This window comes from Larkinella harenae (assembly GCF_054780515.1).
The window spans coordinates 1,281,140-1,304,921 of sequence record NZ_BAAGWE010000002.1 but is presented as its reverse complement, the minus strand read 5'-3'; the positions used below and the strand labels follow the sequence as shown (position 1 = coordinate 1,304,921).

The following is a 23,782-nucleotide window of genomic DNA, read 5'->3' as shown; positions in this document are numbered from 1 at the left end:
GTTACCGGCGCAATTAAGGTTGATGGTTAAACACGAATGTGGAATACTCTATTTGATAAACAAATATTGTAAAAAAAACAGTTCATTGTTTATCAATACCTGCAACCGCTGATCACGGTTTTGGGGTATTGGTCATTTAATAAGCGGCCCGGATTTTTTCGATCAGGGCTGTGGTGGAATAACCTGACACGAGCGGAATGGTTTGAACTTGCCCGCCATTGTGGAGCACAAAGTCGGCCCCAACGATGTCAGCAACCGCATAATCGTCGCCTTTCACCAGTACATCCGGTTTGACGGCTTGAATCAGGGCCAGGGGCGTGGGCTCATCGAAAAGCACGACGGCATCAACAAACGCCAGCGAAGCCATCAACCGGGCGCGGGCGTACTCATTGACTACGGGCCGCAACGGTCCCTTGATCCGGCTCACGGACGAATCGGTGTTTAACCCCAGAATGAGTTTGTCGCCAGTTTGGCGGGCTTTTTCAAGGTAATCAATGTGACCCAGGTGCAGGATATCGAAACAGCCGTTGGTGAAAACAAGGCGTTTTCCGTCCGTGTGCCATTGCGCGGCCTGTTCAATGGCTTGTTGCCGGGAAAGAATTTTGGATTCGGTCATGCGGTGCTTTTTCAATTCGTATCACGCTATACCTTCAGAACAAATCAAGGTTCCGCTTTGATGGCAGGCTGCGCTTCGGTATTGGTTTGGGCGTTGCGACCTTTGAGCATGACGATCAGAAAACTCAGCGCACCGAGCAAAACAACGTAGAACCACTGGGAAAACAGCATCAGTGTGGCCAACGTTGCCCCGTCCTGATTGCTTAGCCCGTAGAGCGCCAGAGCGGCTCCGACCAGAATGTTGAACGCTCCGGCTCCACCCTGCACGGGAGCGGCCATGCCCACGGCCCCCATGATGAGGATGGTCAGACCAGCCCGCCAACCCAGGTCAGCGGTTTGAGGCATGGCAAAGAACAGCACGTACGACATGAAGTAGTACATCGTCCAGATCAAAATCGTATGGAAAATAAAACCGCCGGGGTTTTTGAGTTTACGGATGCTCAGTAAACCGTCGAACAGACCGGCTAAGAACGTTTCAATCCGTTGGTAGAACGGTTTTTGGCGGAGTACATCTTTGTATCGGTTGAAGAAAAACCAGGCCATCGCCACGGAGCCAAGCAGACAGGCGACGAGAAGAATGAGCAATCCTGAGTTATTGGCCAAACCGTTCGTGTTGATTTTTGACGCGAAAAAATCCGCCAGAAAAGTACTCAACCGGTTGAACTCGATCAGAAAGGTCGCGCTGGTGAGCAGCAATAGCATCACCACATCAAAAATCCGTTCGGCCACCACGGTCCCAAAGCTTACGTTGACGGGCACACCTTCCAGCCGATTGAGCGTTCCACAACGGGTTACCTCACCCATCCGGGGAACGACGAGGTTGGCGAAGTAGCCAGTCAGCACCGCCAGGGTGGTATTCGCGGGCGCGGGCCGGTAGCCCACAACCGGTTCCAGCAGGAGACCCCAGCGGGACGCCCGACTCCAATGAGCCACTACGGTCAGTAAACCCGACACGGCAATCCAGCGGTAATCGGCTTTGCTGAAGGCGTCGAACATGGCCGCCCGATCAATGTCTTTAAACACGTACCAGAGCAGCAGGGCGGCAATACCGAGTGAAATGCCGTATTTCAGGATGTTTTTCAAAGTATCAACAGGTTGAAATGGATGGATCGGAAGGAAGTTGGAAAAGGGTTAGCTGGTTAAAGATAGGGGTAGTTAATCAGCTAACCACCAAAACCGTTTATACCAGGCGATTATTGCCGTCGGGAAAAACAACCTGCGGTTTGTGCGAGCGGGCCTCCTCGGTTGTCATCATACCGTACGCGATGATAATGATAATGTCGCCGACCTGGGCGCGCCGGGCGGCTGCTCCGTTCAGGCAGATGATGCCGGAGCCGCGTTCTCCTTTGATCACATAGGTAATCAGGCGTTCGCCGTTGTTGTTGTTCACAATATGAACCTGCTCATTTTCGAGCAATCCGGCGGCATCCATCAGGTCTTCGTCGATGGTGATGCTGCCGACATAATTCAGCTCGGCCTGCGTCACCCGGACCCGGTGGATTTTGGATTTCATTACGGTAAGAAACATAAGTATAAAAGCTGCACGATTCAAAACGGGCTACCAAAAATAGTGAAAAACCACCCATCTGTTGCCGTCACCGCAAAAACAGCGGGTGCCAGGAGTTAGTTCAGCCGGTTTGATTAGAGAATGAGGTTATCAATAAGTCGGGTTTTGCCGAGGTGAGCGGCAATGCACAAGGCCGTGGCGCCCGGTGCCTGGAGCTGTTCAACCGCTTGAAGTGTGTCGGCGTTGGCAACTTCAAAATACTCAAGCCGGAACGCCGGGTGTCTTTGCAAGTGGCTTGCAACGGCCCTCTTAGCAGTTTCGATGGAGCCTTCGTTTTGTAAAATGAGTCCGGCCTGATTCAGTGCCTGGAACAGGGCGGGCGCTTCCCGGCGCTCGTCGGGCGACAGATTCCGGTTCCGCGACGACATCGCTAGTCCGTCTTCTTCGCGCACAATCGGCATCCGGACCAATTCCAGCTGAAAGCCCAGATCCCGCATCAGTCGCTTCACCACGGCCACCTGTTGCAGGTCTTTCTGGCCAAAATAAGCCCGGTCGGGCTGAATGATGTTAAACAGCTTGGCAACCACAATCCCGACCCCATTGAAGTGGCCCGGACGGAAGGCGCCCTCCAGCACGGTTTCCAGCTCGCCAAAGTTAAGTTTTAGTACGGGGCTGGCCGGGTAAATTTCGTCGACGGAAGGCGCAAACACCAGATCGCAACCGGCGGCTTCCAGGAGCTGGCAGTCGGCTTCCAGGGTGTGCGGGTAGCGGGCGAGGTCGTCGGGGTTGTTGAACTGCGTGGGGTTAACAAAAATGCTACAGACCGTCAGGTCGTTATCGGCTTTGCTAGCGTCGACCAGGGCCATATGCCCCGCGTGTAGAGCGCCCATGGTGGCAACAAAACCGATTGATTTGCCAGCTTTGCGTTGATTATCAAGTGTTTGCCGAATACTGGCAATGGTTGTATGAAGTTGCATACTGCTTTTTCGATGCGTTAGGCCGATCCGAAAGCGTTGCCTGAAAATCTATGGGAACGGCTTTCGACGGTTTTTATTGACAAAACAGGAGTTTTTCTGGCAAATTTCTATTGAAATACCAGAAAAAAATGTATAATTTTGCAGATTTTTAATTTATTCCGCTACGGCGGTGTATTTCACTAAAGCCCCCCAATCGTGTTATGAGCAAACTTCGGATTCTCTACGTTGCCAGTGAAATCAACCCGTTTTTACAGACCTCAGAAGTGGCCGATTTCGTCCGGAAACTTCCCCAGGCCATGCAGGAGCGAGGGATGGAAATTCGCATTCTGGTACCACGTTTCGGGCTGATTAATGAGCGCAAAAACCGGCTCCACGAGGTAGTCCGTTTATCGGGTATCAATATTACGGTAGGCGACGAGGAGAAGCCACTGATTATCAAGGTAGCCTCGATTCCCAATGCGAAACTTCAAGTCTATTTTATTGACAATGAAGACTATTTTCAGCGGAAACACGTTTTTCTTGACAAGGATGACCGATTCTACGAAGACAACGACGAGCGGACGATTTTCTTCTGCAAAGGCGTACTGGAAACCGTAAAGAAACTGGGTTGGTCGCCCGATATTGTCCACTGTAACGACTGGATGACGGCGTTGATTCCGCTGTATCTGAAAACAACGTACAAAAACGACCCGATGTTTAAGGACACCAAATCGGTGTTTTCGGTCTATAACAGCTCCTTTTCGTACCGTTTCGACGACGGGTTGGTTGAAAAAGCCAAAGCAATGGATGTGGACGATGATATGTTGAAATACCTGAAATCGGCTGATTTCGACGGCTTTATTCGCATGGGATGTACCTACGCCGACGTAGTTGTGAAAGCCCACGAAGATTATAGCGAGAGTTTAAATAGTATTTTGAATGATTTGTCCGACAAAAAAGTTGAACTCACCGAAGAAGGCCAGGAAGTGGCTGACCAATACTACAATCTTTACACGGACTTGGCAGGCTAATTTGAACCCGGTACGTTTTACCATGCTGGCGGGGCTGGCTTCGCTGGTTGCGGTATTAGTAGCCTGTGAAGAGCCGAAAGACATCGGTTTGCCCCCCAACACGGAAATCGGGGTGTTGCATACCGATACGCTGACGATTCAAACCTCGACGGTTCAGCTGGATTCAGTGGTGAGCAGTCGCAACGCCCGGCAACTGGCCGGTCAATACAATGATCCTATTTTTGGCAAAGTAACGGCCAAAACCTTTGGACAGTTGTATCCGTTTGGTGGCTCATTTAAAACGGAGGGTGAAGTTATTTACGATTCTCTGCGGGCCGGTGTTGGCTACTCGTATTGGTATGGGGATACGACGAAAGTTCAGGAACTCTTTTTTCACCGGTTAACGGAAGATCTGGATTCGACGAAAAAATATACCATTACCTCTTCGGCAGCTTATGCTGCCGAGCCACTTGGAAAAGTACGTATTACGCCAACGGCGGCTGGGGGTACACGAACCACTCGCATTCCCGATGCTTTGGGCCGTGAACTCCTTGAAAAATCGAAAGGAGCGGGCATTACTCATACGGATTTCCAGCAGTTCTTCAAGGGGATAGCTATTGTTCCCGGCGCGAATAATACAACGGTTTTTGGGTTTTCTCCTCAAGACATTCGGATGCAGTTGTACTATCACAAATCCGGAGATACGGTTTCAACCCTAAAAGAGTTCTACACAACGACGGCAAAGCAATTGTTTAACCAGGTTAAGGTGGACCGATCTGCGACGAAACTAGCTGGTTTGACTGTTGGCAAACCGTTGCCGAGCTCGGCAACAAATGGAGAAGTGTTCGTTCAGAGTGCGACGGGGTTAACCACGAAGATTCAGTTTCCGACCATCGAAAATCTGAAAAATAAATCCGGTCGGATTGCTATCAACCGGGCAGAACTGCAATTGTTTGTGAAAGGCAGTAGTCCTGGTGGAGACGTACCTTTCTATCTGGCGCTTGCCCAAACGGACAACAACAACCGGATTTTGTACACAAACGAAGCCAGTACCGGACAGCAGTTATTTCACCTGGTGCAGACTAAAACCGGAACCTTCCAGACGTCGTACAAGTGGTATTACCCGCAGGTGGTAGGCTACAGCAGCCGCCTGAAAACGTACGCTTTTGATGTTACGACGTATCTCCAGGCCATATTGGTAGGGTTTCAGGCTAACAACGGTTTGGTCCTGTTGCCAACGTTGGCTCCAGCAAGTGTAATCGTGCAGGAGAATAACGCCAGACAACTTACGTACCAGGCGGAGCCGTATATCAATAATCAATTGAACGGAGCCGTATTGAATGCTCCGGTCAACGCAAAACTGGTGGTATTTTACACATATACCCCGTAGCGTCTATACCACAAAATTCAGGGCCAGCCCATCCAGGGCTGGCCTTTTTTGTTTGTGTGCTTTTGCTGAACAGCATGAGGATCAATGGTTTTATTTGTATCTTCCCCGAGACGAACCCCTTTTCTGATAAACATTTAGGAATGGGTTTGGGCTTTGTAAAAAAACTTAAAAACTTATCTCTACAACACCATTTAAATTGAAAGCCTATGTGTGGAATTGTCGCTTACGTTGGTCATCGCGATGCTTCTCCGTTGATTCTGAAAGGGCTCAAACGCCTGGAATACCGGGGCTATGATAGTGCAGGGCTTGCGCTGCTCGGTGCAGAGGGCGAACTGAAGATTTACAAAAAGAAAGGAAAAGTCGTTGACCTGGAACAGGAGTTGGCCGGGAAAGAAGTAGCGGCCCGGATCGGGATCGGTCATACACGGTGGGCAACTCATGGGGCACCGAATGACGTAAATGCGCACCCCCACTATTCCCACGATCGAAAGCTGGCCATCATCCACAACGGTATTATCGAGAATTACGCAACGATCAAGCAGAATCTGATTCGGAAAGGCCATGTTTTCCGCTCGGAAACCGATTCGGAAGTGTTGATCCAATTCATTGAAGATATCCGAAAAGAGACCGGTTCCTCGCTGGAAGAAGCCGTTCGGCAGGCGCTGTCGGAGGTAGTGGGAGCGTACGCCATCGTTATTCTTTCGGAAGGAGATCCAACGCAGTTGATTGCGGCCCGAAAAGGCAGTCCGCTGGTGATTGGTGTGGGCGACGACGAATACTTTTTTGCGTCGGATGCCACGCCCATCATTGAATATACCAAAGATGTGGTGTACCTCAACGACCACGAAATTGCCGTTGTCCGCGCGGGTGAATTGAAATTAATAACCCTCGAAAATAGCCCCGCAACGCCGTACATTCAGAAGGTGGAACTGGAACTGGAAGCCATCGAAAAAGGCGGCTTTGAGCATTTTATGCTGAAAGAAATTTTCGAACAACCGCGTTCCATTGCCGACAGCATGCGGGGACGCGTGCGGGCGGAAGATGGGCATCTGCAGTTAGGCGGTTTGCGGGATTATGTCGAGCGGCTGGCGGCATCGGAACGGATTGTCATTGTTGGCTGCGGCACGTCCTGGCACGCCGGGCTGGTGGCCGAATACATTTTTGAAGAATTGGCCCGCATTCCGGTCGAGGTGGAATATGCCTCCGAATTTCGGTACCGTAACCCAATCATCAAGGAGCGCGACATTGTAATTGCCATTTCGCAATCGGGCGAAACCGCCGATACGCTGGCGGCCATTGAGCTGGCAAAATCGAAAGGAGCGACCATTTTTGGGGTCTGTAACGTCGTTGGTTCGTCCATCGCCCGGGCTACACACGCGGGGGCTTACACCCACGCCGGTCCGGAAATCGGGGTGGCCAGCACCAAGGCATTTACGGCCCAGGTGACGGTGCTGACGCTCATGGCCATTACGGCGGCTCACAAAAAAGGAACCCTTTCGGAAACGCTTTTCCGGCAACTGCTGACCGAACTGGAGCACATTCCCACGCTGGTGGATCAGGTGTTGCAAAAGGCCGAAAAAGTAAAAGAAATCGCCTACATCTTCACGTACGCCAAGAATTTTATTTATTTGGGCCGGGGGCTTAACTTTCCGGTTGCGCTGGAAGGGGCCTTAAAACTGAAAGAAATCTCGTACATCCACGCCGAGGGCTACCCGGCCGCCGAGATGAAACACGGGCCGATTGCACTCATCGATGAAGATATGCCGGTGGTGGTAATTGCCACAAAAGACAGCTCGTACGAAAAAGTGGTTTCCAATATTCAGGAGGTGAAGGCCCGAAAAGGCCGTGTAATTGCCGTTGTGACGGAAGGCGACGAGCAGATTCGGAGCATGGTTGACTTTGTGATTGAAATTCCGAAAGTACACGACATGCTGATGCCGCTGATTTCGGTGATTCCGTTGCAATTGCTGTCGTACTACATTGCCGTGATGCGGGGCCGGAACGTCGACCAGCCGCGCAATCTGGCCAAATCGGTGACGGTGGAGTAATCCGGTGTTTTTCGAACACGTCAGCAAAGACGCAAAGGGACTAGGCATCCCCGTTTTCAAAACCTTGCGGGTCTGCGGTTTTTATTTGTCATACGACGGTTTTGATTGCTAACTTGCAGCGCGATTTGCACAAAATCCTCTTTCGTATGGCAACTAAAAAAATCATATTTTCCCCCGACGCTCCAGCACCCATCGGACCCTACAATCAGGCAGTGATGGTAAACGAAACGCTGTATGTTTCTGGCCAGATTGCCCTTGATGTGGCGTCATCCGGCGATATTCAGGCCGAAGCCCGCAAAGTGATGGAAAACATTGGCGCGATCCTGAAGGTGGCCGGGATGACGTTCGAAAACGTTGTAAAAGCTACTATTTTTGTGAAGGATCTCAATAATTTCGGGGCTATCAATGAGGTGTACGGCAGCTTTTTTACCGCTGATCCGCCCGCCCGCGAAACCGTCGAAGTAGCGCGTCTGCCGAAAGACGTAAACGTCGAAATTTCAGTGATTGCCGTTCAATAAGTTTACCGGGATAAGAGGAAAAAGGACGAGTGATTGGGTATCGCTTTTTCTTTTACCTCTTTTTCTTTCTACCTCTTTTCTATTTTATGTCCGAAATACGCGTTCGTTTTGCTCCCAGTCCTACCGGCCCGCTCCACATTGGTGGGGTGCGGACGGCTTTGTATAACTACCTGTTCGCCCGGAAACACGGCGGAAAAATGCTGCTCCGCATTGAGGATACAGACCAGAACCGTTTTGTGCCCGGTGCCGAAGCGTACATTGTGGAATCACTGAAATGGGTTGGAATTGAAATTGATGAAGGGATAACGACGGGCGGCCCCCACGCACCGTATCGTCAATCAGAACGCAAGGACATTTACCGTGAACACGCCGAGCGGCTGGTCGCCGAAGGCAAAGCCTACTACGCTTTTGACACATCCGACGAATTGGATGCCATGCGGAAACGAATGGAAGAGGCCAATGCACCGTCGGCGCAGTATAATTCAATTACCCGGCTTCAGATGAAAAACTCCCTGACGCTGAAGCCCGAGGAGGTGACGGCCCTGATCGAGTCGGGTGCACCGTACGTTATTCGGCTGAAAGTGCCGCGCAAGGAAGACATTCGGCTGAACGACCTGATTCGGGGCTGGGTAGTGGTCCATTCGTCGCAAATTGATGATAAGGTACTGCTGAAATCAGACGGTATGCCGACGTATCACCTGGCCAATATCGTGGATGACCATTTGATGGGCATTACCCACGTTATCCGGGGCGAAGAGTGGTTGCCATCGGCACCGTTGCACGTGTTGCTCTACCGGTTTCTGGGTTGGGAAAGCACCATGCCGCAATTTGCGCACCTGCCGTTGCTGCTGAAGCCCGATGGAAACGGCAAACTGAGCAAGCGTGACGCCGATCTGGGCGGGTTTCCGGTTTTTCCGCTCGAATGGAAAGATCCGTTTTCAGAAACCGTCGCGCGTGGTTTTCGCGAAGACGGTTATTTGCCCGAAGCCCTGGTGAACTTTCTGGCGTTTCTGGGCTGGAACCCCGGTACGGAGCAGGAAATGTTTACGATGGACGAACTGATTCAGGCGTTCAGTCTGGAACAAATCAACAAAGCGGGTGCGCGGTTCGATATTCAGAAAGCGAAGTGGTTTAACCACGAATACCTGCGGCAGCAGCCCAATGAGCAACTGGCTGAAACGATTGTTGCCCAGGCTACCGCCGACGGTTTGGACTGCTCCCCGGAAAAAGCCGCCAAAATTGCCGGTTTGCTCAAAGAACGCGTCAACTTTGCCGGGGAGATTTACGCCGAGGCAGGAACGTTCTTTCAGGCACCCCAAAGTTACGATCCGGCCGTTGCCTCATCCAAATGGAACGACGATGCTGTTCGGGCTTTGACCGCATTTAAAGATGCTTTAACTTCGGTAGAAGAACCGTTGACGGTTGAGGGAGCGAAAGCAACGCTGGCGGAGAGTCTGTCCGCAATAGGCATCAAACAGGGAAAAATCATGCAGGTACTTCGGCTGGCGATTACCGGTGTTGGGGCTGGCCCAGACCTGATGATGACCCTGGAAATTATCGGCAGGCAGGAAACCATTGACCGGCTGCAGAAAGCATTAACAGAGTTGGAAATTAAGAGTTAGAAGGTATGAGTGAAGAGTTGGCGCTGCTGAATCGATACCGAGTTGCGGAGCTAACTCTTCATTCCTAATTCTTAACTCATAACTGAAAAAGTAATGGCAAAGAAAAACGCAAAACCGGAGGATCAGTCGAGTGACAAACCGCGGGTTCATAAAGAGCTGGAAGGTTTTGATATCAAAATCAACACGTTCGGTGAAATCACAACCAGCTACGATATTGATAAAATCAATGCGTTTCTGAACAAAACCGTTGATGACAAGAAGCTTCGGAACCGTAAAGATTTGAAAGAGGGGGAGACCGGCGAAGAAGACGAGTATAGCGACGAAGAAGAATAGAGTCGATTTGAAATACTACGTTATTAGTTAGCCTAAAATCACACATTGCATGCGTTCTCACGAAATCGATTACAAAATCATCGGCGAAGATATTCAGGTCGTTGAAATCGAACTGGACCCGAACGAAACAGTTATTGCCGAAGCCGGTGCCATGTTGTTCATGGAAGACGGGATTCAGTTTGAAACCAAAATGGGCGACGGTTCTCAGCCCAACCAGGGTTTTATGGGAAAACTGTTTCAGGCCGGTTCACGGATGCTGACCGGCGAATCGTTGTTTATGACGCATTTTACCAATCGAGGCTATGGTAAACGGAAAGTGGCTTTTGCAGCTCCTTATCCCGGCACGGTGATGCCCATCGATTTAGGCAAAATTTACGGCAATCAACTGATCGTTCAGAAGGATTCGTTTCTGTGCGCGGCTCTCGGTACGCAAATGGCCGTTCATTTTAACCAGCGGATCGGCAGTGGTCTGTTTGGGGGCGAAGGCTTCATTCTTCAAAAGCTTCAGGGCGACGGACTGGCCTTCATTCATGCCGGGGGCGTGGTGATGGAGCGCCAGTTGAACAACGAAATGCTCCGGGTCGATACAGGCTGCGTGGTTGGTTTTGAGCCATCGATCAGCTTTGATATTCAGCGTTCCGGCGGTTTGAAATCCATGATTTTTGGCGGAGAAGGTCTTTTCCTGGCTACGTTGCGTGGAACGGGCAAAGTCTGGATTCAGTCGATGCCGATCTCCAAACTGGTTGACCGCTTATCGACCAGCAGTCCGCAGGCTCGTAAAGAAGGCGGTTCTGTACTGGGCGGTCTGGGGAATTTATTTGAGGATTAAATTGTCTTGAACTTGGAATCCGCGGATTAAACTGGGCCGCCGGAGCGGGCTTTAGCTTGTCTTAGTCAATCCGTTAACTTGCGGAATCCAAGTTCAAGAAAGACGTTATTAGTATGGAAATTATTTGCGTAAACGACAACTTTCCAGCGCCGGTACTGGCATTTTATGCCGAATTTGGCGTTCAGATCCCTAAGGAAGATCAGATGTATACGGTTCGGATGGTGAAACGTCACACGAACGGGGAAACGGGCGTGCTGCTGGGCGAAATTCAGAATCCCGATGTACCAGTGAAGCATCCGGTACTGGGTGAGGTCTGGTTCGAACCAACTTTCAACATAAACCGCTTCCGGACCTTGCTGGGGCAGCCTGTCCGGCAGGAAGAACTGGAAATGATCAATTCGTAAAAAACCGGTCATACCTGCACGATTCTGAACACTTTACAAGTGTTGTAAGATACGCCCGGCACGAAATTGCCGGGCTTCTTCGTTACCTACTGGTAGTAACTTCGCTTTCTTCCGTGAGAATCTCTCTTTTCGTTTTGCTGACGGTTTTGCTGGCTGCCTGCGGGAGTCGCAATGCTGACAACTATGTTCCCAAGCCTAAGGGTTACAACCGCATCGACCTGCCTCCACATCGTTACCAGCCGCTGACCGAAGCGCATCCGTATGCGTTTGAGTATTCCAGAGAAGCCCGGATTTTGCCGGACACCTTCCGGGGGGCGCAGCCGCACTGGATCTTTATCAATTATCCGGCCTTCAAAGCCAGTGTTCAGTTGACCTATCACCCCGTGCAAAACAGCGAAAAGCGACTAGCGGGTATGATTGCCGACTCGTACAAGCTGGCGGCCATGCACAACGAAAAAGCCTACGCTTTTAAGGAGGAGGTCGTTCAGCTTCCCAGTGGTCTGAAAGCCGATGTCCTGTCGATTACCGGCGAGGTACCCAGCCAGTTGCAGTTTTTCACGACCGATACCACCACGCACTTCCTGCGTGGAGCGTTGTATTTCAACACGGCAACCCGTAACGATTCGCTGGCACCGGTGATCGATTACGTCCGCAAAGACGTGCTGCATTTGCTCAAAACGTTGCGCTGGAAGTAAATCCCGTTACTTTATCTCGCCCGTCAGGATTTTCAACTCCGACTGCGCCAGCCGGTAATTCAACTGGGCAGACAGCAAATCGGCCTGCGCTTTGGCCAACTGCGATTGCGTGGCCAGAATGTCAGACGGGAGATTGAGCCCGGCGGCCTTGCGGTCGTTCTGTACTTTCAGCTCTTCCGTTCGATACTGCACCGCGCGTTGCGCCACGTTGATCAAAGCCGTTGCCTGATTGATTTTGCGATACGCTTTTTCGATGCTGTTGTTCACCTGCTCCTGCGTGTTGGCGATATTTTCCTGGGCCTGCTGCCGCAAAAAAAGGCGCTGGTTCAGGACCTGTTTGTTAGCGAATAAATCCTGAATATTCCACTTCAGATTCACTCCCGCAAACGGGTTATGCGTCGGATACAGTAAATTTCCCACCTGATACGAATAACCAGCCACCAGCCCCACGTCGGGGCGGTAACTTTGCTGCGCGGCTTTGATGGCCAGTTCGGATTTGTCGCGACTCAGTGTTGCTAGTTTCAGATCAACGTTATTTTTGCTGGCGATAGCCTTGGTTTCTTCCAGGTTGGCGGTTGGCAGGGCCGACAGATCGACGCCCTCCAGCGTAACCTGATCCGCTGTCAACCCCGTCAGGTACTTCAAATCGGCCAGGTAATCGTCCATCTGAATGGTCAGTTTCAGCAGATTTTGTTCTTCATCGGCAATGCTGGCCTGCAATCCCGCCTTGCTAGCGTCAATGGTTTTGCCGGACTGCAAAGCGCTTTCCACATCGTACAACTTAAGCTTAGCCAGTTCCAGTTTAGCGGTGGCCTCTTCTTGATGCTTTTGGGTAATCAGCATTCCGTAATACAGCCGCTCGACCCCCTGCCGGATTTGCAGCGCCACTTTGGCTTGTTCCTGCTCTGAAATCTGTACATCAGTCTGGTCGATGGCAATGCCGGTTTTTATTTTGCCCAATTGAGTGATTGGCTGGTAAGCCGTGGCCCCCGCGTTGAACGTATGGTGTTCGCCCAGATTGAAGGTTTTTGTCTCGTTCGGTAGCGGAACTATAGTAGTCTGGTTTACGGGCAGCGCTCCAAACGATCCTTCGGGAATGACCAGTCGACCCAGATTGGCATTGTATTGATAGGTTGAATTGACCGTCACGGACGGATATTTTCTCGTTTCATCTTCCCGAACTTTCGCCCGTTTTTCCTCTACCTGTAATTTTTTAATGTGGAGGGAGCGGTTGTTTTCCAGAGCCATATCAATGGCTTTCGGCAAGCTCAGCGGTTCGGATTGCTGCGCCTGAGCCAGCGTTGCCACCATTACCAATAGGGCAGTGGCGGTGTTTTTTATCAATTGATTAGTCGATTTCATGGTGCGCTGCGTTATTCACAACAATTGGACTTTCTTGCTTATCGCGGGGTTTGATCCAGGCGATGTATAAAACCGGCACGGTCAGGAGCGCCATGATCATGGACCAAACCACCCCGACGGCAATTACACTGGCCAGCGGACTCCACATCGGCGAACCGGACAAAATCATGGGCAGAACACCAATCGCAGCGGCCATCGCCGTCAGGAAAATGGGCCGCAGGCGTCGCTTGCCGGACTCGATGGCCGCCGTCCGAATGTCCATTCCGTGCCGCAGCAGTTCGTTGGTATGATCGACCAGGATGATGGCATTGCGGACCACAATTCCCGACAAACTGATCAGGCCGACGAAAGCCGTAAATCCGAAATTGTTGCCGGTGATGAAAAGCCCAAACAGGGCGCCGAATAGACTCAGCGGGATGGTGAGCATCACAATGGCGGCTTCTTTCAGGTTGCGGAACTGGAACAGAAGGATGAAAAAGATCAGTACCAGACTGATGACCAGGACCGTAATCATCTGGCTGAAGGTTTCCTGCTTGTTGGCAAACTCCCCGCCGTATTCGATGCGGTAACCCGCCGGGAGTTGGATTTTGGCAACGTCGGGTTGAATCTGTTTCAGTAGTTCGGCGGCCAGGACTCCGTGGCGGGTTTCGCTCTGAACGGTCAGCGTCCGAACACCATTGCGGTGCATGATTTTGCCCGTCTGCCATTCCGGTTGAATATCGGCAATCTGACGAAGCGGCACGCGGGCCTGCGTCACTGGCGATTCGAGATACGTATTCTGTAAATCGTTGGTGGTCTGCCGGTTCTGCTCGTTCAGGCGCAACACGATATCTACGCCATTATTGCCTTCATAAAGTGTTGAAACGGGTGCCCCGCTAAAGCCGGTGTACACCATTTGCGCAATGCTGGACGTGGTGAATCCCAGGCGGTTGGCTTCGTCTTTCAGTTGGATGCTGATGCCGTAGTAGTCCTCCCGGAAGTCATTCCGAACCAGGGCGCTGCCGTGCGCTTTTGTCACAATCGCCTGTACCTGCTGCCCAATTTGTTTCAGGCGATTAATGTCTTCGCCCACAATCCGAACCTCGACCGGCGCTTTCAGAGGCTGGCCCTGTTGCATCAGTTTTACCTGCGGCATTCCTTCGGGAATCAATTGACCGACTTTCTGCGCCAGTTCATCCGACAAGGCTTCGGTGGTTTGCTCCGAAGTTGTATTGATCAGAATCTGGGCGTAATTACTGACGGGTACTTCCGGCGAAAAGTTGTAGTAAAAACGCGGTGCGCTGGTGCCGACAAACGTGGCAAACGACGTGACCCGCTGATCCTTTCTGACTAGATGTTCCACCTTCTGGATGGCTTTTTCGGTTTTTTCCAGTTTCGTGCCCGTTGGCATCCAGAGTTCCACCACAAACTGATTGCGCTCGGCTGCCGGAAAGAATTTCTGGCGCACCCCGCCGAAGTAAAGTAAGCCCGCCAAAACAATGGTTACCAGGCTAATACCCACCACCGGGGCCGGGTTTTTAACCGACCATTCCAGCGCGGCATTGTAGCCGTTCTGCATCCGGTCGAGCAACGAAAATTTCTTCTTGCGGTTGGTTTCGGCGCTCGGATCGTGTAGCCCTTTTTTAATGAAGGTGTAACACAGCAACGGCGTCAGCACCATCGCCACGATGAACGAGGAAGCCAGCGCAATCGCTACCGTCCACGGCAGAGCGTTGATAAACTCCCCAACGGCTCCGGTCAGAAGCACCATCGGCATGAAGGAAGCAATGATCGTCACGGTTGCCGCCAGCACCGGAATGACCAGATCGCTCGCGCTGCGCCAGGCGGCTGTCCAGCGGTCCAGCCCTTCGTCCAGCAGTTCGACGTAGTTGTCAGCAATTACAATGGCATCGTCCACCACCATGCCCAGCACCACAATCAGGGCGGCCAGTGAAACCTGGTGCAACTCAATGCCAAACGCGTGCATCAGCGCAAACGTCACGGCCACCGTCATCGGAATCGCCATCGCAGCTACGGCGGCAATGCGGAACGGCAGCAGCAAAATGACCACCACCACAACCGAGAAAATAGCCAGGAAAAACTCCCCGATAAAGTGCGACACATTGGCATCAACCATTTGCGGCTGGTTCACAATTGTAGTCAGTTTCACGTTGGCCGGTAACAGTTTCGATACTTCCGCAATCTTCTGGTTTACTTCCTGACCAAATTGCACAATGTTGTTGCCTTCGTGCATCTGGACCGTCAGGATCATGGCTTTGTGCCCGTTGACGCTGATTTTGCTCGTTGGCTCGGCATATTCCCGGCGAACGGTAGCCACATCGCCCAGCCGCACAATTGCCCCGGAGCGCGAAGCGCCGACAATCTGGTTGGCAATTTCTTTTTCGGTATTGTAGTAGCCACTGGTGTAAAGCGGGGTCCGGCTGTTTTCGGTTTTCAGATCGCCCGTGGCACCGATGGTGTTCTGCGATTGCAGCAGTTTCACCACTTGTTGCAGGTTGACACCGTACTGCGATAATTTCTCCGAATTGGACGAAACGGTGATCTGCTCTTTCTGCTCACCAATGCGTTTAATTTTCGATACTGCCTTGATCGTCCGCAGGTTATCTTCCAGTTTTTGGGTATAATCTTTCAGTTGGGCATAACTGGCCTGATCGCTTTCGATCCCGATGACCAGCGCTTCGGTATCGCCAAAGTCGGAATTGACAATCGGTCCGCGTACGCCCTGCGGCAAATCCAGCGTTTTGACCACCAGCAACTGGTGGCGCAATTTGCTCCAGAACACGTCGGGATTTTTGACGTTCTCGCCCAGCTCGACATTCACGACAACCATCCCGTCCTGCGTGGTCGAATAGGTTTTGTCTTTACGAACTTCCTCAAACTGAAACAGGTATCGCTCCAGCTTTTTGGTCACCTGATCTTCAACCTGGGCCGAGTTGGCACCGGGGTAAAAGGCCAGCACCAGCCCCTGACGAACCGTGATTTTCGGGTCTTCCCGGCGTGGCATGGTCAACAGCGAGTTGACGCCCACCGCGAAGAGCAACAGCAACACCGACAGGGTGACCTGCTTGTATTTTAAAGATGCCTGAACAAAATTCATCGCTGTGGTTATTTAGAAAGTGAAATCAGAGCGCCGTCGCTGAGCTTTTGCTGCCCGCCGGTTACGACCAGTTCCTTGGCGTTTAATCCCGACGTAATTTCAATCTGATTGTTAATGAGTTGACCAACGCTGACTTTGCGTTTGAACGCTTTTTGCTGGGCCGAATCGACCACGAAAACGTAGCTCTGGTTATCCAGATCGTGCAGCACCGCTTCGGCGGGGAGGGCCAGCAGGTCAGCTTTCTGGTTCGAAGCCAGCTTCACTTCGGCAATCATGCCGGGGCGGATCAGTTGTTTGGGATTTTTCAGCTGGATTTTGACCGTAAATGCCCGTGAACTGGCGTCAGCCGCCGAACCCACTTCAGTCACTTTGCCGATAAACGTCTCATTCAAAGACGACACCAGCACCGAAGCCGATTGCCCAAGTTTGATGTTATGCAGTTCGTTTTCGGGAATAAAGGCGTTGACATTCACCGTGTTGATGTCTGAAACGACAAAGAGCGGTGTGCCAACGCCCGTAATCTCGCCGACTTCGGCCATCTTTTTCAGCAGAACTCCACTGATCGGCGCGTATAATTTTGTGTCGGATAGGTTTTTGCCCTGTAGTTTCTGCTGCGCTTTCGCCTGCTGCAAGCCAAAGTTGACCTTGGCAAAATCGCTTTCGCTGAGGCTGTTCCGGTCGCGCAGGAGCTTCAACCGGTTGAACTCGTCGGTAACCTGGTTGACCTGCACGTCGGCGATTTCTTTGGCGATGCCGTAGTTGGTTGGGTCGAGGCTCGACAGCAATTGGCCTTTGCGTACAAACTGGCCTTCGTCGGCAGCAATGAAATTGATCTTGCCCCCGACCATAAAACCTAACCGGACCGTTCTGCTGCCTTCAATATTTCCGCTGATCGAAATGTCGCGGTTGGTGGCTAATTTATGCACTGGCTCCGCAACGACTGGCAAAGCCGTTTCCGTTACTTCAGTTTCTGTATTTTTCGGCTGGCAACTGCCCAGGAATAGACCCAATGCTAGTATGGAATATAAATTTCTCCGTATCATTGCTGTTGGTGTTTAGTAGAATGACAGCGCAAAATTGGCCGGTTGTAACGGCCTTTCTTTTCATCTATCTTAAAAAATGCGGGTGAATGGCGTCTTTTTCGACGCCCAGAAAGTGTAGTTGTTCCTGAGCCGAAAGCACAAAATCGTCGCTACCGTCCAGGGAGATATGAAGCTGGTCGCGGGTGTTTTCGTTCAGGATGACTTCGATGGTTTCCTGCGGCACAAAAGCCGAAAGATCGGTTTGCCTAGACTCGTAAAAAGGGATGAACTGCGCCGGAAAGTGCAGACGTAGAATGTCCAACTCCCGCCGAAATACATATTTTCCGGCAGCAGAAAAGTAGATGAGCGAAACGTGATTGGTCGGTTGCTCAACCAGTCGGGCTTTCAGCCGCGGAAAAACCTCACCGATTCCTACTTCATCGGTGATGAAAAGATAATGGAATGTTGGGGTTAGATGATTGTTCTGCATGGCTACTAAAATTTACCATGCAAAGGACCGGAAGCTGGGGAGGCTTTCTTTTCATCTATCTTAAAAAATGCAGATGCTATTCCTAAATTTTAAGAATACTAAGAATCTGGTAAGCAGTCTATTCAGGTTTTAACGATTGAGAAAATGCTAGGATTGAATTTGTACGGAATCGTCGTCAAGAATGTCCTGCACATAAATCATTTTGACCAGCACCATCAGCATGGCCATAATCGGCGTAGCCAGCGTTAACCCCAGCAATCCACCAAATGCACCAATAACCAACTGAGAGCCAAAAACCAGCGCGGGCGGCATGTTAATCATCTTTTTTTGAACCAAGGGCGTGGCTACGCTACTTTCGATGGTTTGCACCGCAAGATACAGTATTAACACATAAAGCACCTGGTCAAAGCCGTCGAGCGAGGCAAACAGCAGGGCGGGGACCAATGCGATGATCGGTCCGAGGTTGGGAATAAAGGAGATCAGGCCGGCAAACAGCGCCAGCACACCCGCTAGCTGAACGTCCAATATCCACAGACCAATAAAGGTTAGAACCCCCACAACGAGCATTGAAAACAGCTGACCCAGCAGCCAGCTCACCAGAATTTGATTCAGATTGTCCAGTATTTCCCCGGTGCGCTTTCGACCGGACTTCGGTACCAGCGTGATGATCCCCGAGCGATACATGGCAGGGTTGACTACAATAAAGGCCGCCATGAATACCACCACATACAGGTTGCTCAGTGTTCCAAACGTGCCAGATAAGATCCCGGAGGCATGCGACATCAGTTTTGAGCTATCCTGCCTGATTTCATCGGCAGACGGTAGGTTGTTCAGCAGTTGTCGGCCAAAACCGGAAGCGGATAATTGCCGTTGGGCACTTTCGATGGCATCCGGCGCCTGCTTCTGAAACTGAACAATTTGGCTACTAATTCGATCTGCCAGCAACCAGATCATACCCGTTAACACTGCCAGCACGCCCAGAATAACCAGCAGTAGACTGAGGCTTTCCTTCAAGCCGAATTTGTCGTGCAATTTGCGGGCACCCGCCCGTAACGGCAAGGCAACTAATAGGGCGGCAATGATCAGCAGGAAAATTTCAAAGCTGACAAGAAATATGCCCACAAGGGCTAAAAACAGGATGGTGATTCCGACGAAAATGGAAACACGTTCCGCAAAAGTCTCATTACTGGTGGTGGTAAACGGGTCTTTCATAAAGGCTGCAAAAAGCAAATAGCTCGATCATTCAACCGGGCCTCTTTATATTTAACAGCATTGCCTCTGGATTGTTAATGAGCCACGGAGAAGAGACTGTTCCTTCGCATTCCTAAAACCGTCTAGGCCGACTAGACCCCGAAAAATCACCGCTGCGCCCGAATGACACTCAGGGTTTGCTGCGTGATACCCAGGTAAGAAGCAATGTGGCCAAGCGGGGCGCGTAGCAGAATGTCGGGGTAGGTTTCAAGCATAATCCGGTAGCGTTCCTGGGCCGTTTGAAACTGGAGCGCATTGAACCGATCCGAAAAGGCCCTCAATACATCAATCAGCAACAAACGCATGAGCTTTTCCAGCGCGTCAGACTGCTCGATGTATTTTTCCAGGTCCGCATAAGTAATGGACCGTATAATGCTGGGCTCCAGCAGCTCCAGGCCGTATGGAGAATCATTATCATAAAAAACACTTTCAATGGGCATGGAAAACGAATTCTCGGCAAAAAAGAAATGCGTTATATCCTTGCCGTCATCTTTCAAATAATAAGTGCGGGCTAGCCCTTTCTCTATGAAAAATACTTTCTGGGAGCGGTTTCCCGGTTGCAGCACTTTGTGGTGTTTCGGGTATTCCTCCCGTTTGAAGGCCTGATCCAGCACGGTTTCCATGTCGGGCAAAACCGTAACCCGTTGTTTTAAGAAAGAAAGAAGCTCCATCAGCGTCAGAAAATGACCAGGAAATGCGACCAAAGCGGCCGGATAGTCTGGTTAGCAGGCGCAAAGAAACAAAAAACCGCCATTTGGCAAGTGGGAACGTGCAATAAGCTTCTGTTGGCTGGATTCAGGGCAGGAATACGTCTGAAAACATTGTAAATCTGTTCAGGGTTTTGTATTTTTATAATCCTTTTCCGGGGTTTTAACTCCTTGATATTCACGAATCCCGGCGACCCGATTGCCGGATGGCTTTTACGCTACGATGAGACGCACAAAATTTAATCCGAATCAATTTCAGATCGACTTTCTGGCTGCGTTTCGGCGTATGCTTGTTAGTTTAGGAGATTCCCAGAATTCGCTCGTTAATGAAACGATTTTTGTCAAGCTGAGCGATCAGTGGGAGAACAACCAGCAGCTACCGGCGGATCTGCTGTTTCAGAAAAGCCCAGTCGAAGCCGTGGTGTATCGACTAATGAAAACCGATGACCGGTTGCAGTTTCCCGACGAGCTGGTTGCGGGCGATCTGCGCGGAGTGCCGGGCCTGACGGGTTTTGCGGCTAAATTTCGGGAGCAAGGGTGGGTGATTCTGCCTAACGAGCTGGCGGGTGCCTACAAACAGCTTTATCTGCACATCCTGACGGCGGCAATGGGGCTGGATCATCTATATCCTAATCGCAGTGACCTGCTGATTGAAGCGGAAAAAGTAGCGTTGGCGGCTTTATTGCCCAAAACTGAAATCCGGAGTTTCTTTGGCGTGCGGTTATCGCGCTTTCCGGACAGCTTCCGGATGGATGTTGCCAACTATTTCAATCTGCCGTTTGAATCGGTCTTGAAGCGGGCGCACCAACTTGAAATCATCTCGGATGCGGTTTTGGAAGATGCGAAAAACGATTCGCTTCGCAAGCCACGCCGTACGCAGGTAAAGAAAGTTGCCTAACGTAAATCTGTTTAGTTTGGATTCAATAGGTTGTTGAATAGGATATTTTAAAGAATATACGGTTTTTAAAAAAACTTTTTGTGCCATTTGTTGGAAATCGACAGGTGGCACATTTTTTTTGCTCAAAAAACTACTAAATCAATAGATTTTAAATAGTACAATTCCCTATAGTCTATCTGCTTGAGTAGTTAGTTAACTGTCAATTAATCAACCACCAATGAGAAATTCACGATCTACTTTCTGCTGTCAAACCTCCTCTTGACGGTCTTGCCGTCTATTTACCCTCCTGATTGTTATTAATTGCCTTCATCAAAAGCTGAATTAATAGTGAATAAATACCTATTATATCTATAGGATTAATATTACAACTAACGCAATTCAACAAAATGCTTAGGAAGGCTCAAGCGAACCAATACCAAACACGGTTTACAATGAAACAAATTTTCAAGTTTATATTTCTGATAGGGGTATTTGCATTCCCCTTAGTCGCGTCTGCACAGGATCCCACAATTAATGCAACGATTTCCGGAAAAGTATTGGATGCCAGCAACAACGAGCCATTGGTCGGTGCAACGGTTACCATCAAAGGAACCACCAACGGCGATGCAACGGATGCAAATGGGGAATTCAATCTCGTTACGGGCCAACGATTGCCGTTTACCCTGATTGTTACTTATATTGGATACGTCAAAAAGGAAGTCTTAGTCAGCGGCAGTACGATCGAAATCAAGCTCGATCCAAATACCACTCAACTGGAAGATGTCGTGATTTCCTCCCGTCGTCGTCAGGAATCGGCTCAGGAAGTGCCCATTCCCATTTCGGTAATCGGGGGGCAACGGGCCGAAGATGCGGGAGCTTTTACCGTAAACCGTCTCAAAGAACTGGTGCCGACAGTTCAGTTATATGCATCAAATGCCCGTAATACCACGCTGAACATTCGTGGGTTGGGGTCTACGTACGGCTTGACCAACGATGGCGTTGATCCGGGTGTGGGTTTTTATGTAGACGGGGTTTACTACGCGCGTCCGGCGGCTACCGCACTCGATTTTATTGATATCGAACGCGTTGAGGTATTGCGGGGGCCACAGGGAACGCTTTTCGGGAAAAACACCACGGCAGGTGCGTTCAACATTACAACGCGGGCCCCTGGCTTCACAACCGGTGCCAACTTCGAACTGAGCTACGGGAACTTAGGCTTTATCCAGGCCAAAGGCTCGTTAACGGGGCCATTGAGCAAAAAACTGGCCGCTCGTGTATCTTTCACGGGGACTCAGCGTAACGGAACGTTTTTCAATGTTCATACGCAACTGCCCATCAATGACATCAATAACATCGGTGTCAGAGGGCAACTTCTGTATACACCCAACGATAACGTAAAAATCACGCTAATCGGCGACATTTCTGACCAGAAGCCCACGGGTTATGGCTGGCCAGTAGCGGGTGTGGTGACGACGAAGCGGGCCGGTTATCGCCAGTTCAACGCCATTATTGCCGACTTGGGATACACACTTCCCTACCAGAGTGCGTTCGAACGTAAGCTGGATCTGGATACGCCTTCCAAGGCTGATAACCAACTGGGGGGTGTTTCGGCCAATGCCGACATTAAAATTGGGAACGGAACCCTGACCGCTACGACCGCGTGGCGTTACTGGAAATGGGTGCCTTTGAATGACCGCGATTACATTGGCTTGCCGGTTTTTACGATTTCTTCGGGTAACTCGGTGCACGATCAGTGGTCGCAGGAAATCCGTTATTCCGGGAAGGTCGCTTCGAACCTGAGTGGTGTTGTGGGGGTATTTGGCCTTTGGCAGGATCTGAAATCTGATCCGGTGCAAACCGAAGAAGCCGGGTCGGCCCAATGGCGGTTTGCCCAGAGTTCGACCAGTGCATTGTGGAGAACCCCCGGCTTATTTGACAACTTCGGTATTCGCACCACCAACGAGATCAAGAGCACGAGTCTGGCTGTATTTGCACAGGCTGACTGGGCCGTGACGGATAAACTCCATGTGTTGCCGGGCGTGCGCTATAACTACGACAAAAAAGTCGTTGATTACAGCCGGGTAACCTATGGCGGACTGCAAACCACTGACCCGGCCCTGATTGCCTTGAAAAACGGGGTGTATACCAACCAGGCTTTCAACACGGAATACGCGAAAGGAAATTTCTCCGGGCAGCTGTCGGCGCAGTACCGGGCTAACACGAATTTTAATGCCTATGCAACGTATTCCGTTGGTTTCAAGCCAATTGGTGTAAACGTTGGCGGTTTGCCCACCGCCAATGGCCAGGTTCTGATTGATCTGGCCAATGTGAAACCCGAATACGTAGACCACAAGGAGTTTGGCGTGAAAACCAAACCGTCGGGTAATTCGATCCTGAATCTAACCTTTTACCGGTCTGACATCAGGGATTATCAAACCCAGGTACAAACGCCGGAGCCGGGTGTAAACCGGGGCTACCTGGCCAATGCGGAAAAAGTGCGTGTGCAGGGCATCGAGCTGGATGGGAATGTCCGCTTTACAAACCTGGTTTTGAATGCGGCTGTGGCTTATACCGATGGCAAATACGTGCGGTTTACCAATGCACCGGTGCCGTTGGAAGAAGTAGGTGGCCCGCAGGCGTTCAAGGATGTTTCGGGCGGAAGACTGCCCGGTATTTCGAAATGGTCGGGCTCCGTGGGCGGTGAAGTTACCACCAAGGGAACTTTCATTGGCCTCAAGGGAAATTACTTCCTCAGTCTTGATCAGTTTTTCCGGTCCGAATTCTCATCCAGTCCTTCACCGTCACAGTACCTGAACATTGACGGATATGGGCTGACCAACGCCCGACTGGGCTTCCGGGCTTCGAACGGATTAACCTTCTTCTTGTGGGGAAGAAATATCCTCAACACGGATTACTACGAGCAGCTCCTGGCGGCTCCCGGAAGCTACGGACAATACGCCGGTATTGTAGGTGATCAGCGTACTTACGGTGTAACCGTCCGGTTCACTTACTAGAATGATGAATCAGGAGTTAGGGGTGTCCGCCAACC

The 23,782-nt window shown here is 50.9% G+C and carries 21 protein-coding genes; 11 read left to right on the top strand and 10 right to left on the bottom strand.

Annotated elements, in window-relative coordinates; translation table 11 throughout:
• Window positions 1-136: 136 nt before the first annotated feature.
• The 4 genes from rfaE2 to panC form a co-directional block, all read right to left on the bottom strand.
• A complete protein-coding gene (gene rfaE2, locus ACYVH9_RS16405) occupies window positions 137-616 on the bottom strand; it encodes a D-glycero-beta-D-manno-heptose 1-phosphate adenylyltransferase (protein ID WP_460637449.1) in 480 nt (159 codons plus the stop codon).
• Between the two features lie 44 nt (window positions 617-660).
• Window positions 661-1,698, bottom strand: a complete 1,038-nt coding sequence (locus ACYVH9_RS16400; RefSeq protein ID WP_460637448.1) for a lysylphosphatidylglycerol synthase transmembrane domain-containing protein — start codon at window positions 1,696-1,698, stop codon at window positions 661-663.
• A gap of 97 nt (window positions 1,699-1,795) precedes the next feature.
• Window positions 1,796-2,143 (bottom strand): aspartate 1-decarboxylase, encoded by a 348-nt coding sequence (panD, locus tag ACYVH9_RS16395; RefSeq protein WP_460637447.1) that lies wholly within the window; start codon window positions 2,141-2,143, stop codon window positions 1,796-1,798.
• 113 nt (window positions 2,144-2,256) lie between these two features.
• Window positions 2,257-3,099 (bottom strand): pantoate--beta-alanine ligase, encoded by an 843-nt coding sequence (gene panC / locus ACYVH9_RS16390; RefSeq protein WP_460637446.1) that lies wholly within the window; start codon window positions 3,097-3,099, stop codon window positions 2,257-2,259.
• A 200-nt stretch (window positions 3,100-3,299) separates the two neighbouring features.
• On the opposite strand from panC, the gene ACYVH9_RS16385 reads away from it, so the two are divergent.
• From ACYVH9_RS16385 to gldD, 9 genes are all read left to right on the top strand, one after another.
• A complete protein-coding gene (locus ACYVH9_RS16385) occupies window positions 3,300-4,109 on the top strand; it encodes a glycogen/starch synthase (protein ID WP_460637445.1) in 810 nt (269 codons plus the stop codon).
• Between the two features lie 22 nt (window positions 4,110-4,131).
• Window positions 4,132-5,478: a DUF4270 family protein gene (locus ACYVH9_RS16380; RefSeq protein WP_460637444.1), complete on the top strand. Its 1,347-nt coding sequence runs from the start codon at window positions 4,132-4,134 to the stop codon at window positions 5,476-5,478.
• A 206-nt stretch (window positions 5,479-5,684) separates the two neighbouring features.
• The gene (gene glmS / locus ACYVH9_RS16375) at window positions 5,685-7,526 is read left to right on the top strand and encodes a glutamine--fructose-6-phosphate transaminase (isomerizing) (RefSeq protein ID WP_460637443.1); all 1,842 of its coding nucleotides are present in this window, start codon (window positions 5,685-5,687) and stop codon (window positions 7,524-7,526) included.
• Window positions 7,527-7,672: 146 nt separating this feature from the next.
• Window positions 7,673-8,044 (top strand): Rid family detoxifying hydrolase, encoded by a 372-nt coding sequence (locus ACYVH9_RS16370; protein ID WP_460637442.1) that lies wholly within the window; start codon window positions 7,673-7,675, stop codon window positions 8,042-8,044.
• Window positions 8,045-8,130: 86 nt separating this feature from the next.
• Window positions 8,131-9,666 carry a glutamate--tRNA ligase gene (gene gltX / locus ACYVH9_RS16365; protein ID WP_460637441.1) on the top strand — a complete coding sequence of 512 codons (1,536 nt, stop codon included), beginning with the start codon at window positions 8,131-8,133 and terminating at the stop codon, window positions 9,664-9,666.
• Window positions 9,667-9,759: 93 nt separating this feature from the next.
• Complete coding sequence (locus tag ACYVH9_RS16360) at window positions 9,760-9,999, top strand: hypothetical protein (protein WP_460637440.1); 240 nt, start codon at window positions 9,760-9,762, stop codon at window positions 9,997-9,999.
• A gap of 49 nt (window positions 10,000-10,048) precedes the next feature.
• Window positions 10,049-10,828 (top strand): TIGR00266 family protein, encoded by a 780-nt coding sequence (locus ACYVH9_RS16355; RefSeq protein WP_460637439.1) that lies wholly within the window; start codon window positions 10,049-10,051, stop codon window positions 10,826-10,828.
• Window positions 10,829-10,941: 113 nt separating this feature from the next.
• Window positions 10,942-11,232 (top strand): hypothetical protein, encoded by a 291-nt coding sequence (locus ACYVH9_RS16350; protein ID WP_460637438.1) that lies wholly within the window; start codon window positions 10,942-10,944, stop codon window positions 11,230-11,232.
• Window positions 11,233-11,345: 113 nt separating this feature from the next.
• The gene (gldD, locus tag ACYVH9_RS16345) at window positions 11,346-11,927 is read left to right on the top strand and encodes a gliding motility lipoprotein GldD (RefSeq protein WP_460637437.1); all 582 of its coding nucleotides are present in this window, start codon (window positions 11,346-11,348) and stop codon (window positions 11,925-11,927) included.
• A gap of 6 nt (window positions 11,928-11,933) precedes the next feature.
• On the opposite strand, the gene ACYVH9_RS16340 is transcribed toward gldD, so the two are convergent.
• The 6 genes from ACYVH9_RS16340 to ACYVH9_RS16315 form a co-directional block, all read right to left on the bottom strand.
• Entirely contained in the window at window positions 11,934-13,289 is a 1,356-nt protein-coding gene (locus ACYVH9_RS16340; RefSeq protein ID WP_460637436.1) for a TolC family protein, read from the bottom strand.
• Window positions 13,276-16,386, bottom strand: a complete 3,111-nt coding sequence (locus ACYVH9_RS16335; protein ID WP_460637435.1) for an efflux RND transporter permease subunit — start codon at window positions 16,384-16,386, stop codon at window positions 13,276-13,278. Before ACYVH9_RS16335 ends, ACYVH9_RS16340 begins: the two co-directional genes overlap by 14 nt.
• An 8-nt stretch (window positions 16,387-16,394) precedes the next feature.
• The gene (locus ACYVH9_RS16330; protein WP_460637434.1) at window positions 16,395-17,429 is read right to left on the bottom strand and encodes an efflux RND transporter periplasmic adaptor subunit; all 1,035 of its coding nucleotides are present in this window, start codon (window positions 17,427-17,429) and stop codon (window positions 16,395-16,397) included.
• 64 nt (window positions 17,430-17,493) lie between these two features.
• Window positions 17,494-17,898, bottom strand: a complete 405-nt coding sequence (locus ACYVH9_RS16325; RefSeq protein ID WP_460637433.1) for a hypothetical protein — start codon at window positions 17,896-17,898, stop codon at window positions 17,494-17,496.
• Between the two features lie 147 nt (window positions 17,899-18,045).
• Window positions 18,046-19,110, bottom strand: coding sequence for an AI-2E family transporter (locus ACYVH9_RS16320; protein ID WP_460637432.1), 1,065 nt, complete (start codon window positions 19,108-19,110; stop codon window positions 18,046-18,048).
• A 146-nt stretch (window positions 19,111-19,256) separates the two neighbouring features.
• Window positions 19,257-19,820, bottom strand: a complete 564-nt coding sequence (locus ACYVH9_RS16315) for a Crp/Fnr family transcriptional regulator (RefSeq protein ID WP_460637431.1) — start codon at window positions 19,818-19,820, stop codon at window positions 19,257-19,259.
• A 259-nt stretch (window positions 19,821-20,079) separates the two neighbouring features.
• On the opposite strand from ACYVH9_RS16315, the gene ACYVH9_RS16310 reads away from it, so the two are divergent.
• Window positions 20,080-20,754, top strand: a complete 675-nt coding sequence (locus ACYVH9_RS16310) for a hypothetical protein (RefSeq protein ID WP_460637430.1) — start codon at window positions 20,080-20,082, stop codon at window positions 20,752-20,754.
• Between the two features lie 431 nt (window positions 20,755-21,185).
• On the top strand, window positions 21,186-23,747 hold the full coding sequence (locus ACYVH9_RS16305; protein WP_460637429.1) for a TonB-dependent receptor: 2,562 nt from the start codon (window positions 21,186-21,188) through the stop codon (window positions 23,745-23,747).
• Window positions 23,748-23,782: the final 35 nt, after the last annotated feature.

Bases quoted from the DNA above. Each gene is read 5' to 3' on its own strand.
- ACYVH9_RS16310 (WP_460637430.1), top strand. From the start codon at position 20,080: ATGAGACGCACAAAATTTAATCCGAATCAATTTCAGATCGACTTTCTG.
- ACYVH9_RS16330 (WP_460637434.1), bottom strand. From the start codon at position 17,429: ATGATACGGAGAAATTTATATTCCATACTAGCATTGGGTCTATTCCTG.
- ACYVH9_RS16385 (WP_460637445.1), top strand. From the start codon at position 3,300: ATGAGCAAACTTCGGATTCTCTACGTTGCCAGTGAAATCAACCCGTTT.
- ACYVH9_RS16320 (WP_460637432.1), bottom strand. From the start codon at position 19,110: ATGAAAGACCCGTTTACCACCACCAGTAATGAGACTTTTGCGGAACGT.
- ACYVH9_RS16370 (WP_460637442.1), top strand. From the start codon at position 7,673: ATGGCAACTAAAAAAATCATATTTTCCCCCGACGCTCCAGCACCCATC.
- ACYVH9_RS16360 (WP_460637440.1), top strand. From the start codon at position 9,760: ATGGCAAAGAAAAACGCAAAACCGGAGGATCAGTCGAGTGACAAACCG.
- ACYVH9_RS16350 (WP_460637438.1), top strand. From the start codon at position 10,942: ATGGAAATTATTTGCGTAAACGACAACTTTCCAGCGCCGGTACTGGCA.
- rfaE2 (WP_460637449.1), bottom strand. From the start codon at position 616: ATGACCGAATCCAAAATTCTTTCCCGGCAACAAGCCATTGAACAGGCC.
- panD (WP_460637447.1), bottom strand. From the start codon at position 2,143: ATGTTTCTTACCGTAATGAAATCCAAAATCCACCGGGTCCGGGTGACG.
- glmS (WP_460637443.1), top strand. From the start codon at position 5,685: ATGTGTGGAATTGTCGCTTACGTTGGTCATCGCGATGCTTCTCCGTTG.
- gltX (WP_460637441.1), top strand. From the start codon at position 8,131: ATGTCCGAAATACGCGTTCGTTTTGCTCCCAGTCCTACCGGCCCGCTC.
- ACYVH9_RS16340 (WP_460637436.1), bottom strand. From the start codon at position 13,289: ATGAAATCGACTAATCAATTGATAAAAAACACCGCCACTGCCCTATTG.
- ACYVH9_RS16315 (WP_460637431.1), bottom strand. From the start codon at position 19,820: ATGGAGCTTCTTTCTTTCTTAAAACAACGGGTTACGGTTTTGCCCGAC.
- ACYVH9_RS16380 (WP_460637444.1), top strand. From the start codon at position 4,132: ATGCTGGCGGGGCTGGCTTCGCTGGTTGCGGTATTAGTAGCCTGTGAA.
- ACYVH9_RS16355 (WP_460637439.1), top strand. From the start codon at position 10,049: ATGCGTTCTCACGAAATCGATTACAAAATCATCGGCGAAGATATTCAG.
- ACYVH9_RS16335 (WP_460637435.1), bottom strand. From the start codon at position 16,386: ATGAATTTTGTTCAGGCATCTTTAAAATACAAGCAGGTCACCCTGTCG.
- ACYVH9_RS16305 (WP_460637429.1), top strand. From the start codon at position 21,186: ATGAAACAAATTTTCAAGTTTATATTTCTGATAGGGGTATTTGCATTC.
- ACYVH9_RS16325 (WP_460637433.1), bottom strand. From the start codon at position 17,898: ATGCAGAACAATCATCTAACCCCAACATTCCATTATCTTTTCATCACC.
- panC (WP_460637446.1), bottom strand. From the start codon at position 3,099: ATGCAACTTCATACAACCATTGCCAGTATTCGGCAAACACTTGATAAT.